Genomic DNA, 12,555 nt, shown 5'->3' on the forward strand with positions numbered 1-12,555 from the left:
CCGGTTCCACTGCCCCAGCTAATCTACGCGTCCGTACTGCGCAGGCAATCGTAAGGCCCAGTGATTGTGCGCCACTTCACAGTAAAAAAGCGGAAAATTTGACCATTGCGCGATTTGCTCACCGGCCAGAGAATCTGGCCAGCGAGCAACACGGTCAGTGCAAGCCACCAACATAACCGGCCAGCGCTTTGATTTCTGCATCCGTCAGATGCGCAGCCACTTGCCGCATCATCAAGTTCGGATCATTTTGTCGCTGTCCGGCGCGAAACGCGGTCAGCTGAGCACTGATATAGTCAGCATGTTGACCGGAGATTTTCGGGAAGCCCGACAAGCCGGTGCCATTACCACGCGGACCATGACAGGCGACACAGGCCGGAATGCCGCGCTGCTTATCCCCGGCCATGTACAGCTGTTTGCCAAGCTCCACACTGGCTTTATCGGTATAGGCAGGAGCCGAGACTTGCTCGGAGAACCAAGCGGCCAAATCTTGCATATCCTGCTCAGACAAGGCCGCCACTTGACCTTGCATGATGGCATTCGCGCGCCCCTGCTTACCGCCGGAGTCCGCCGCCAGTTTGAATTCTTTTAGCTGCTTGAGCAGATATTTGTTATGTTGTCCGGCCAATTTTGGATTGACGGGGATGGTACTGTTCCCGTCAGCATTATGGCAGGCCACACACACCGCAGCGGCGATCTTCTTACCCGCTTCTGCGTTTCCCTGTGCCTGCGCAACACCGCTGACACCCAGCATCATTGAAATCACGAGCGCAAATTTTTTCATGGCGTTCCATTTAGCTATATGATTGTTGTTATGCCAATAACGGATAATCCTGTCCGTTACCGTAAGGTTTCGGCGGTCAGCGCAGTGCCTTACGCACTATTACAACAGATATTTTACACATTTTCACATAAAAGAAATCATCACACCACATTTGACTTAAGGTGGAGATCGCTCCGTGGCTCAATTTAATTATCACGTTACCCATTTTGTTACTAGCGCACCGGATATCCGTCACCTTCCGGTGGACAACGCCATCGAAGTGGCCTTCGCCGGCCGTTCGAATGCGGGCAAATCCAGCGCGCTCAATACCCTGACCAATCAGAAAAACTTGGCGCGTACCAGTAAAACCCCTGGCCGTACTCAGCTGATTAACCTGTTTGAAGTGGCCGAGCAGGCGCGTCTGGTCGACTTGCCAGGTTACGGCTATGCCGAAGTACCGGAAGAGATGAAGCGCAAATGGCAGCGCGCGCTGGGTGAATACCTGCAAAAACGCGAATGCCTGCGTGGTCTGGTGGTGCTGATGGATATCCGCCATCCACTCAAAGACTTGGATCAGCAGATGATTGCGTGGGCGGTAGAGTCCGGCCTGCCGGTGCTGGTGCTGCTGACGAAAGCCGATAAGCTGGCCAGTGGTGCCCGTAAAAATCAGGTGAATCTGGTGCGCGAAGCCGTACTGGCGTTCGAAGGTGATATTCAAGTCGAAGCGTTCTCCTCCCTGAAAAAACTGGGTGTGGATAAGCTGCGCCAGAAGCTGGATACCTGGTTTACCACCGAGATTGATGCCCTGAATCAGGCTGAACTGGATGCGGACGATAGCGACGCAGAATAAAGTTCGGTGACTGACACGTTGCCTGTCACGTTATGCTAGATCGAAGCGAGATGGGTCGCGAAAAGGGAAATAAGTCCCCACCGTACGGTGGGGCAACGGGAGAGAAATAGGAGGTTTTTATTGTTATGCCGTTAAGGATCTTCGATCCTGCGCGGTTTCGCAAGATCTTTGTGTAAGATCGCACCATCATACATAAGTTTGCGCTGCACTCTTGATTCCCCTCACGAATACGCACATTACTTCATAGCACCTTGTCTGATAAAAGCCCGATTTAGCAACGATACGTCAGATCCTGCCGCGATCTAACACGACAGTGTTATGTTTGGCGCATTCGGTTATACGCCCGACCGGTTCTGTTTCCCTGTTCTGCTTCTCTGTCCTTTTCCCTGCTCACGGCCACACCTCTTTGTATTCACAATCGGTGGTGCGAATCTCTCTTAGCAAACCCATGCCACACTATGCTTGTGCGGCGCTTGTGCAGCAGCACGCGCAACAGGGCAATTTGATTTTTCATCGAGAAATAAGTGTGCGCAAGCTGTAGCTTTACAACAAATTACTGGAGAAGGTGGGCAGCGGGTAGACAGGCAACAAAAAGGCCGGCAAAAGCCGGCCCGAAAAAAATACGTAAGCAAAAATGTGAGTCTGGTGACAACGCCGCCATCACACAGACAAAAAATAAGATAAACAAGAAGAGCGAAATGATTATATCGCACTTAGAAACATTTTAAAGTAATTACTCTAATTTCTAGGCGATAAAATCGGCGACCGCGCTCACAAAAACGACGCAGTGTGAGAAAAAGAGCCATCATCAACGGGAAAAAGAGTAACCAGCAGCGGGAAAAACGGTAACAAGGGGCGACGTTGTGGGGAAAAAAGCGGCAAAACGCAGATAAAAGAACGCCCCGCTCTAACGAGCGGGGCGGCTAAAAATTCAGCCAAATCCGATTACGTGAAGTAAAAGGTCTGAAAGATAGAACATCTTACCTCTGTACCCTACGCGAAAAACTGTACAACAATTCGACGGACGAGGAAAGCAATTTTTGTAGTTTGTTTTCACTTTTATGTCGCACTTCACTACTGACGGTAACATTAGCCCGAGGTTATTTTTCTCAGTGAAAATAGCTCAGGCTCAGTGTGAGTCGCGGCAGCACCCGATCAGTGTGCCTGATCCCAGTTATCACCCACGCCGACCTCAACCAGCAGCGGCACATCCAGCGTGGCACTGTGCTGCATCAGCTCACGCACCTTGGCACTGCACAGCGCCACTTTCTCTTGCGGCACTTCGAAGACCAATTCATCGTGTACCTGCATGATCATGCGAATACCGTCTGCCTCTGACGTCGCCAACCATGCATCCACTGCCAGCATAGCGCGCTTGATGATGTCAGCCGCTGTGCCTTGCATTGGGGCGTTGATCGCCGCGCGCTCAGCGCCTTTGCGCCGCATCGCATTGCGCGAACGGATATCCGGCAACTGCAAACGACGACCAAACAGGGTTTCAACATAGCCTTGCGCATGCGCCTGCTCACGAGTGCGCTCCATATAAGTCAGCACGCCCGGGTAGCGCTCAAAGTACAGATCCATATAGCGCTGAGCATCGTTACGGCCAATACCGAGCTGACGCGCCAGACCAAAGGCGCTCATGCCGTAAATCAGACCGAAGTTGATAGCCTTGGCACTACGACGCTGTTCAGCGCTCACCTGCTCCAGCGGCAAGCCGAACACTTCGGCAGCGGTGGCGCGGTGGATATCCTTGCCTTCGCTAAAAGCGCGCAGTAAACCGGCATCGCCCGACAAATGCGCCATGATGCGCAGCTCAATTTGCGAGTAGTCGGCCGCGATAATCTGATTCCCTGCACCAGCAATAAAGGCCTGACGAATGCGCCGCCCTTCTTCGTTACGCACCGGAATATTTTGCAGGTTCGGATCGGTGGATGACAGACGACCAGTAGCGGTCACCGCCTGATGATAGGAGGTGTGCACGCGACCGGTCGCCGGATTGATCATCTGCGGCAGTTTATCGGTATAGGTTGATTTGAGCTTGGCCAGCCCACGGTACTCCAGCAGCACTGCCGGTAATGGGTAATCCAGCGCCAACTCGGCCAACACCTCTTCGTTGGTAGATGGCGCGCCGCCCGGGGTCTTCTTCAGCACCGGCAAGCCCAGCTTCTCGAACAAGATCCCCTGCAATTGCTTGGTAGAGGCCAAGTTAAACGGCTCACCGGCCAGCTCATGGGCTTTGCTTTCCAACTCCGCCAGACGCGTGGTCAGCTCCATGGAATGCCGTCCCAGCAAAGCCGGATCAATCAACACGCCGTTGCGCTCCATCCGCGACAACACTGACAGCAGCGGCACTTCCATCTCTTGCAGCACCGAGGCTAGACCGACTTCTTGCTCCAGTTGTGGCCACAGCACTTCATGCAAGCGCAGGGTGACATCCGCATCCTCGGCGGCGTAGGTGGCCGCTTGCTCTAGCGGGATCTGGTTAAAGGTCAGCTGGTTTTTACCTTTGCCAGCCACTTCCTCAAAAGTGATGGTCTGGTGACCTAAGTGGCGCTCAGACAGGCTATCCATATCATGACGACCAGCCACACTGTTGAGAACATACGACTCCAGCATGGTATCAGACCAAATACCGCGCAGCTCGATGCCATAACGCGCCAGAATGCTCTGATCAAACTTCAGGTTTTGCCCAACTTTGCGCGAATCGGTATCTTCCAGCAGCGGCTTCAGGCGCGCTAACACCGTATCGCGATCCAGTTGATCCGGCGCATCCAGATAATCGTGCGCCACCGGCAAATAGGCGGCCTCACCAGCGGCGGTGGCAAATGACAAGCCAATCAGGTTGGCGGTCATGTAATCCAGCCCGTCGGTTTCGGTATCCAGCACCCAGTAAGGCGCCGCGCGCAGCTTATCCAACCATGCGTCCAGCTCGCTCATCTGCAAAATGGTCTGGTAGGCACTGCGATCCAGCGTCACCGACGCCATGGCCGCTGCGGCAGGTTCGGCGCTATCGCTCACCGAGGCGGTTGGTCGGGCGCGTGGCGCAGCCGCTGCCGGATTAGGCGTCAGCATATCGCCGCCATCAAGCAGCTCAGCCAACCAACGTTTGAACTCATAACGGCCAAACAGGCTAATCAGGGTGTCGGTATCGGCGCTTTGGCGCGTCAGTGGAATGGGCTCCAATTCCACATCAGTTTTGATGGTGGCCAGTGCATAGGAGAGATCGGCATTGTCACGGTGCAATTCCAGCTTGGCCGGCAGCGTTTTCGAGCCGCGAAAACCGAGAGCGGGCACCGCATCCAGATTGGCGTAGATCTCACGCAGACTGCCGATCCCAGTCAGCAGCGCCAGCGCGGTTTTCTCGCCCACCCCTGGCACGCCCGGAATGTTATCCGATGAGTCGCCCATCAGCGCCAGAAAATCGATGATCAGCTCCGGCCCGACCCCGTATTTCTCGCGCACTTCCTGCGGCCCCAGCACCGTGTTGTTCATGGTGTTGATCAAGGTGATCTTATCGCTCACCAGCTGCGCCATGTCTTTATCGCCGGTGCTGATCAGCACGTCGCGCCCATTAGCGGCAGCTTGTTTGGCCAGCGTACCAATCACGTCATCGGCTTCCACCCCCGGCACCACCAACAGTGGCAAGCCGAGTGCGCGGATCATCTGATGCAGCGGCTCAATTTGGCTGCGCAGCTCATCGGGCATCGGTGGGCGATGCGCCTTGTACTCGGCAAACATCTCATCACGAAAGGTTTTGCCTTTGGCATCAAACACCACCGCCATTTCGGTCGGCGCAAATTGGTTAAGCAGGCTTTTCAGCATGTTCAATACGCCATACATGGCGCCGGTCGGTTCACCACCAGCATTGGTCAGCGGTGGGAACGCATGAAATGCACGATAAAGATAAGAAGAGCCGTCGACCAGAATCAACGGGTTGGGCGCTATCTGGGCCATAATTACACTATCCGGTCAGTCATCATCCCTAAAGGATGCCACAGCCAGCGGCAGAAACGAATTTACCGGTCGGGATTTTTGTCCCACTACGTATCTGGCGCGCCCCCCATTCCTTCCTACCGATGACGCGTAGCCTGTGGATAACTTTGTGAACAATAAAACGAGGGGATGTGATCGTTTGGCGTTAGCAGGTGAATGTATGGTTAATTACCATTAAATTTCATTAGGTTACGCAAGCGCACCCTGATCGGCGCGCGATCATTTGATGATCATCTGCTGTGGATACCATTTTTAGACTTGACTTTGCTGGAGCGCAGACGGGGCAAGGCGCTGGCCGCGATCGCCGTCTCTCCACCATACCTACTCGGCGTGTAAGCGGTGGACAACCGGTGTAAGAGAGGCAAAAAAATACCGGTTCACGACAAGGAGAACCGGTAGAAGATATGTGGAAGCAATTGTGAGCAATGTCGTGCGTGCAAAGCTTTCCTTCCCGAGGCGCTCTGCCAGCCAACAAACGATAACGATTATCATTATCCTTGTAAAGCCAAATCGCAGAATTCTTGCGCGTTTTATTCCACCGCCGCCTCGGGCAGTGGTAATGACTGCGCACAGGCATAGGCAGAGCTCCACGCCCACTGGAAGTTATAGCCGCCCAACCAGCCGGTCACATCCACCACTTCGCCGATAAAGTACAAGCCCGGTACGCTGGTCGCCTGCATGGTTTTCGATGACAGAGCGCGCGTATCTACACCACCGAGCGTGACTTCTGCGGTACGGTAGCCTTCGGTGCCGTTCGGGCTAATGCGCCACTGCTGCAGCGTCTCACACACCGCCTGTTTTTGCGCATGGCTCAGTTGAGCTAAGGTCGGACTCGGCAAGCGCTGCTGCTCAATCCAGCACTCCACTAAGCGCTTAGGTAACCAGCGCGTCAGGGCATTTTTCAGGCTTAAATTAGGCTGACTGCGGCGCAGCTGCTCCAACTCATTATCCAGATCGCAATCCGGCAGCAAATTGATCTCCAGCGTTTCCCCCGGCTGCCAGTAGCTGGAGATTTGCAAAATCGCCGGACCGGAGAGGCCGCGGTGGGTAAACAGCAGGTTTTCACGAAACTGTGGGCCACGGCTGGTGCTCACGGTGACGGGAACGGCAATCCCCGCCAGTGACTGCTGCGCTTGCAGCATCTCTTTATGTAAAGTGACCGGCACTAAGCCAGCCCGCGTTGGCTGCACCGGTAAACCAAATTGTTCGGCAATGCGGTAACCCAAAGGCCCAGCCCCCAGTCCCGGCATCGACAAACCACCGCTAGCCACCACCAGTGAGTGCGTCTGCACCTCACCTTGCGCGGTAGTCAGGGTGAACAGTCCGCTATCGCTACGCGCGACACTTAACACTTCGGTGCGTAAACGGATCTGCGCGCCGGCTTTATCGCACTCGCTCAGCAACATCTCGACGATCTGCTCGGCGGAGTCGTCACAAAACAACTGGCCTAACGTTTTTTCATGATAGGCAATCCCGTGCGCCGCCACTAAGGCAATAAAATCCCACTGGGTATAACGCGACAGTGCCGATTTGCAAAAATGCGGGTTGGCAGATAAATAGGCGGCCGGTTCAATATAGAGGTTGGTGAAATTACACCGCCCACCACCGGACATCAGAATTTTTCGACCAGCTTTTTTGCCGTTATCCACCACCAAGGTATTGAGCCCGCGTGCGGCGGCTTGCGCTGCACAAAATAATCCGGCTGCCCCGGCGCCGATAATGACCACATCAAATGCTGATTTCACCGTTTACTCCCGGCCGCTGTAAAAACGCCGGCGATTGTAAAGGGCTTTGCTGCAGACAGCCAGTATTACCCGGTTTTAGTTGACAGCTGGATAGCTTGCATACGCCTTTTGCAGATAAAACAGACAAAGCAGATAATTGTGTCAAATCCGGCACAAAATACAGTTCAAATCGCCGTGCGATTAGCGCAACTGAATGCGCGCCATGTCTCATTTCTATATTGTTTTTAAATAATCTTTTAAATCATTAGGTTATACAAATTTTATTCGCAAAGTTACGCGTAACAAACCAGATTATCGCGGCAAATTATTCGCACTTTTTGCAAAATAACTGGAATTTCCCCTTTCTAGCGACTGTATTTATATCGATAATGCGCCGGTCTGATGACGGTTTTATGGCTTATTTTATGTTTGATATATTTACCGGTCTTGATGCCCATATCGCCATTCTGCTTGGTTTGGCGTTATTGTTTGTTTTGGCTTATGAATTTATTAATGGATTCCACGACACTGCCAACGCTGTTGCCACGGTAATCTATACCAAAGCGATGCCGGCGCAGCTGGCTGTGGTGCTGTCTGGAATTTTTAATTTCTTCGGGGTGTTATTGGGAGGATTAAGCGTAGCGTATGCCATCGTGCATCTGCTGCCTATCGACCTGCTTGTTAATATCAGCTCGACTCACGGTCTCATCATGGTGTTCTCCATGTTGTTCACCGCGATTGTCTGGAATTTCGGTACCTGGTATCTGGGTTTGCCGGCTTCCAGCTCACATACACTGATCGGTTCTATTCTGGGCGTGGGTGTGGCAAACGCACTGATGACCCATACCTCTATCAGTGATGGCGTTAACCTCAAAAAAGCGGTTGATGTCATGCTGTCACTGATCGTGTCTCCTGTTGTCGGCTTGCTGCTGGCGGGAACGGTGTTCCTGCTGTTAAAGCGGTTATTCCCGACCTCGCACATGCACCTGAATCCTGAAGAGCGCCAATTGCTGGACGGGAAAAAGCATCCGCCATTCTGGGCACGTACTGTGTTGATCCTCTCCTCTTTCGGGGTGAGCTTTGCACACGGCTCGAATGATGGACAAAAAGGGATCGGCCTGCTGATGCTGGTACTGATCGGGATTGCACCGGCCAAGTTTGTGGTCGACATGAATGCCAGCCAGTATCAAATCGCGAAAACCGCCGATGCTGCGCAGCATATTGCCGCCATTTACGAGCGCAACCCAACCGTGCTGGATGCCTTTATTGCCTCACATCCAAAAGCGCAGGATAACGCTATCCCGCAAGGTAAGTTCCACTGCGATGTGGCCAATACACGTCAGTCACTGGATGGGTTAAGTTCGCTACTGAACGGCGTATCAGATTACGCACAGCTGGATACCGACCAACGCCGGATGGCGCGTCGTTTGATCCTGTGCATTGACGATACCGCCAAGAAAGTAGCCGCGGCGCCGGGAATGTCCAAAGCCGATGCTGCAAGCCTGACGACCTTCCGCCATGACCTGAACAGCACCACCGAATACGCCCCGACTTGGGTGATCGTTGCGGTGGCGATGGCTCTGGGCTTGGGAACCTTGGTCGGCTGGCGCCGGATCGTGGTCACCGTCGGTGAGAAAATCGGTGAGCGCGGGATGAGCTATTCACAGGGGATGGCAGCGCAAATTACCGCCGCCTCTGCAATCGGTATTGCCAGCGTCACCGGTATGCCGGTTTCCACCACACATGTGTTGTCTTCAGCGGTTGCCGGCTCAATGCTGGCAAACAAAAACCGTCTGCAGTCTGGTACGGTTAAAAGTATCCTGATGGCATGGATTTTCACCTTGCCAGCAACCATGTTGCTTTCCTGTACGCTGTTTTGGGTTGCTAGCTATATCCTGCTCTGACAGCCCCATTCCTACCGTTATCAGTTCAACCACGATACCCGCCTTCGGGCGGGTATCAGTGGGTCACTCCCGGCATCACCCATCCCAGAACTAACACCACCAGCGTTAACAGTAACAACGCACTGCTCAGCACAAATTGCTGACGTACCTGCACACACTTGGCGATAAAGCGCGGATCATGATGCGAGACATAACGCTGTTCACGCAGGTAGTGAAACAGCCGGATCTGCTTTGAGATCACGCCGGTCGGTCGGAAAAAACCGCGGCCATCCACCAGCAAATACAGGTAGGGATCACTGTCGCGCATGATAAACAACAGCACCCGCAAACTGGACAGATAGCGCGCAATATTCAGCGCGCTCATCAGCAGCAACACCCAAAAGACGATATTCAAATCCATTCCTGCTCTCCTAAGTATCCTTACTCAGGGTAGTTCAGTTGTACGCCAACAGCGATTTACTGATTGCTGGCAGCCAACGATGCCTGCTCGCCCTGAGCGGCCAGTGCACGCAAGTCTTTATCGATAAAGAACAGCGCTTTACCATCTTCGCCCACCAGCTCGATTTTATCCAGAATGCTTTTGAACAGCTTCTCTTCTTCATGCTGCTCTGCCACATACCACTGCAGGAAGCTGAAGGTAGAGTAATCTTGAGTGCTGAAGGCCACATGCACCAACTCGTTAATCTTGCGCGTGATCAGCTGCTCGTGGCTGTAGGTTTTATGAAACACATCGGCCAATGACTGATAATCACTGTCCGGTGCCTCAATGGCACCAATCAGCGGCAACGCACCGGTTTCGCTGACATAGGTGAACAAACGCTGCATATGCTGCATCTCTTCTTGCGCATGCTGGCGTAAGAACAGCGCCGCGCCATCAAAGCCGTGATGATCACACCAAGCGCTCATCTGCAAATACAAGTTGGATGAGAAAAATTCCAGATTCAACTGCTCATTGAGCTTATCGGTCATGGCTTGCGACAACATAGCGACTCCTTGTTATGTATTCGGTGACGGTGCAGAGTTTCACCCTCTGCTGACACAATAGCGCGTCGGGCCGGGAATTCAATCCCGGCCCCCGTAACGGATTATTTCCCCGTCCGCAGTTTATTCCAGTACTCTTCGTAGATCTGAACCGCATCGCCCACATCCGCTTGGAATTGGCCACGTTGTTTGGCGTCTTCTGGCGGGAACAGGGTTGGGTTATTGACCATCTCCACCGGCAGCAGTTTAAGCGCAGCTTGATTCGGTACCGAATAACCGAGCTCTTTGATGATGGCGGCAGCACTTTCTGGGCGCAGCAAGAAATCGATGAAGCGATGCGCGGCGGCTTTGTTCTTGGCCGCTTTCGGAATGGCGAAGCTATCCATCCAGAAAATCGCCCCTTCTTTCGGATAGACGAACGTTAAATCTGGGTTTTCTAAGCTGGCGCGCCACGCCGGACCATTCCAGATCATGCCCACCGAAACCTCATCTTGCAGATACGGCACGTCTGGCGCATCGGAGTTAAACACCCGCACGTTCGGCATCAACGGCTGCAGCTTTTCATAGGCCTGCCGGATGTCATCGGGATTCGTGGTATTGGGCGATTTGCCGTTGACCAGCAGCGCCATGTGGAACACTTCGCGCGAGTCATTGGTCAGCAACAGGCGATCTTTAAACGCCGGATTCCACAGGTCAGCCCATGAGGTCACCGTGGCCGGATCAATCTCGGATTTGTTGACCGCAATCCCAGTCACACCCCATACATAAGGGACGGAGTAGGTATTTTGCGGATCGAACTCGCGATGCAGTAATGCGGGGTCAAGATTAGCGAAGTTTTTCAGCTGGCTCTGATCGATTTCCTGCAACAATCCTTCGCGGGCCATCTTGCTGATATAGTACGTGGAAGGAACCACTAAATCGTAGCCGGCACCCTGAGTGAGTTTCAGTTTCGAGTACATCTCCTCGTTACTTTCAAACGTGGAGTAGATGACTTCAATACCGGTTTCCTTGGAGAACTGCTCCAGCAACGCGGCCGGAATATAATCAGTCCAGTTATACACATACAGTTGTTCTTGCGCGGCGCCTGCGCTGCTCATGACGGCAGTCGCGCTCAGAACCAGGCTTTGCACCCACAGCTTACTCATCGTCGTTGTTTCCTCCCATGATGTCCCGCGGACATCGAATTCGGGTGATTATTCCGCAACGCGCACACCGTTAGCCTGCGCCTTGCCCTGTGACTGGCCATGTCCAAACGCGCTGGCTATGGCCGCCGGTCACCCGGCGATTGTAACTAAACTCACTGCTGATACGATCTTTTCTGGCCTTGTTGCATACGCCGATCCCGCAGAGCGAGATCGCACGCACAAAAAAAGCCCCGACCAGCGGGGCAATAGATACACAGAACTGACTTTCTTGTGCTTATGGCTTATTCAGGTGCATGGCCTCTGACGTGGCCATAGCGCGAGTGGGTTTCTGATGTTATATCGTCAGCCCACCATCGACACGCAATACCTGTCCGGTAATGAAGGCCGCCTGCTCACTGACTAAGAACCGCACCGCGTTGGCGATATCCTCCGGCGTACCCATCCGCCCCAAGGGGGTTTTGCTGACCATGTGATCGATGACTTTATCCGGCACCACCGCGGTCATCGGGGTGCGGATAAATCCTGGCGCAATCGCGTTAACGCGCACCACCGCGCCTTTACGGGTAAATTCTTTGGCCCAGGTTTTGGTCAGCGCGATCACCCCGCCTTTACTGGCGGCATAGTTACTCTGGCCGATGTTGCCATCCAGCCCTACCACCGACGAGAGGCTGACAATCGCGCCACTGCCTTGCGCCATCATCACCGGTGCGATGGCTTGGGTGAGGTTAAATACCCCTTTGAGGTTGATATCCAGCACCAGATCCCACTCCGCTTCGCTCATGTTCTGGATTAAGTTATCGCGGGTAACACCGGCGTTATTGACCAGCACATCGATGCGGCCAAACTCCTCCACCACCGCCGCCACGAATGCTGGCATGCTATTACGGTCACTGACGTTCAGTAATTGGCCGCGCACGTTAGCGCGTCCGTTGACGGTCTCTTCTAAGGCGGCCGCATCCAGATCGCAGGCAATCACCATCGCCGCCCCAGCATCAGCCAGCGTATTGACTATCTGGCGTCCAATCCCACGACCGCCACCGGTCACGACACAGATTTTATTTTGCATACCACTACTCCCGCTCAGTTTTACCGTCGTAAGACTTTGGGCTTTGCCCTTGCTGTCACCGTGGCACGGGTCACCATGTCCGGTCAGATACTGCAATCAATGGCACCAGAAATTCATCGCGGCAAATTT

10 protein-coding genes are annotated in these 12,555 nt (G+C 53.6%); 2 read left to right on the forward strand and 8 right to left on the reverse strand.

Annotated elements, in window-relative coordinates:
* Nucleotides 1-154: 154 nt before the first annotated feature.
* Nucleotides 155-781: a c-type cytochrome gene (locus NCTC9997_RS14390; protein WP_010864958.1), complete on the reverse strand. Its 627-nt coding sequence runs from the start codon at nt 779-781 to the stop codon at nt 155-157.
* A gap of 175 nt (nt 782-956) precedes the next feature.
* Between NCTC9997_RS14390 and yihA the strand changes: the two genes are divergently transcribed.
* Entirely contained in the window at nt 957-1,610 is a 654-nt protein-coding gene (gene yihA, locus NCTC9997_RS14395; RefSeq protein WP_010864959.1) for a ribosome biogenesis GTP-binding protein YihA/YsxC, read from the forward strand.
* Nucleotides 1,611-2,541: 931 nt separating this feature from the next.
* Here yihA and spfP read toward each other — a convergent pair.
* The 3 genes from spfP to NCTC9997_RS14405 form a co-directional block, all read right to left on the reverse strand.
* Nucleotides 2,542-2,589, reverse strand: coding sequence for a small protein SpfP (gene spfP, locus NCTC9997_RS15520; protein WP_071892919.1), 48 nt, complete (start codon nt 2,587-2,589; stop codon nt 2,542-2,544).
* Between the two features lie 176 nt (nt 2,590-2,765).
* Nucleotides 2,766-5,567: a DNA polymerase I gene (gene polA / locus NCTC9997_RS14400; RefSeq protein ID WP_064978315.1), complete on the reverse strand. Its 2,802-nt coding sequence runs from the start codon at nt 5,565-5,567 to the stop codon at nt 2,766-2,768.
* 569 nt (nt 5,568-6,136) lie between these two features.
* Nucleotides 6,137-7,351 carry a BaiN/RdsA family NAD(P)/FAD-dependent oxidoreductase gene (locus NCTC9997_RS14405; RefSeq protein WP_064978316.1) on the reverse strand — a complete coding sequence of 405 codons (1,215 nt, stop codon included), beginning with the start codon at nt 7,349-7,351 and terminating at the stop codon, nt 6,137-6,139.
* 404 nt (nt 7,352-7,755) lie between these two features.
* Between NCTC9997_RS14405 and NCTC9997_RS14410 the strand changes: the two genes are divergently transcribed.
* Complete coding sequence (locus NCTC9997_RS14410; RefSeq protein WP_064978530.1) at nt 7,756-9,234, forward strand: inorganic phosphate transporter; 1,479 nt, start codon at nt 7,756-7,758, stop codon at nt 9,232-9,234.
* Between the two features lie 55 nt (nt 9,235-9,289).
* On the opposite strand, the gene uspB is transcribed toward NCTC9997_RS14410, so the two are convergent.
* From uspB to fabG, 4 genes are all read right to left on the reverse strand, one after another.
* A complete protein-coding gene (uspB, locus tag NCTC9997_RS14415; protein WP_010864964.1) occupies nt 9,290-9,634 on the reverse strand; it encodes a universal stress protein UspB in 345 nt (114 codons plus the stop codon).
* Nucleotides 9,635-9,690: 56 nt separating this feature from the next.
* Entirely contained in the window at nt 9,691-10,218 is a 528-nt protein-coding gene (gene ftnA / locus NCTC9997_RS14420; protein WP_010864965.1) for a non-heme ferritin, read from the reverse strand.
* A gap of 101 nt (nt 10,219-10,319) precedes the next feature.
* Entirely contained in the window at nt 10,320-11,360 is a 1,041-nt protein-coding gene (locus NCTC9997_RS14425) for an extracellular solute-binding protein (RefSeq protein ID WP_064978317.1), read from the reverse strand.
* 334 nt (nt 11,361-11,694) lie between these two features.
* Nucleotides 11,695-12,426: a 3-oxoacyl-ACP reductase FabG gene (gene fabG / locus NCTC9997_RS14430; RefSeq protein WP_010864967.1), complete on the reverse strand. Its 732-nt coding sequence runs from the start codon at nt 12,424-12,426 to the stop codon at nt 11,695-11,697.
* Nucleotides 12,427-12,555: the final 129 nt, after the last annotated feature.

The sequence above is a fragment of the Plesiomonas shigelloides genome (assembly GCF_900087055.1).
Lineage (GTDB): Bacteria > Pseudomonadota > Gammaproteobacteria > Enterobacterales > CAMTGL01 > Plesiomonas > Plesiomonas shigelloides.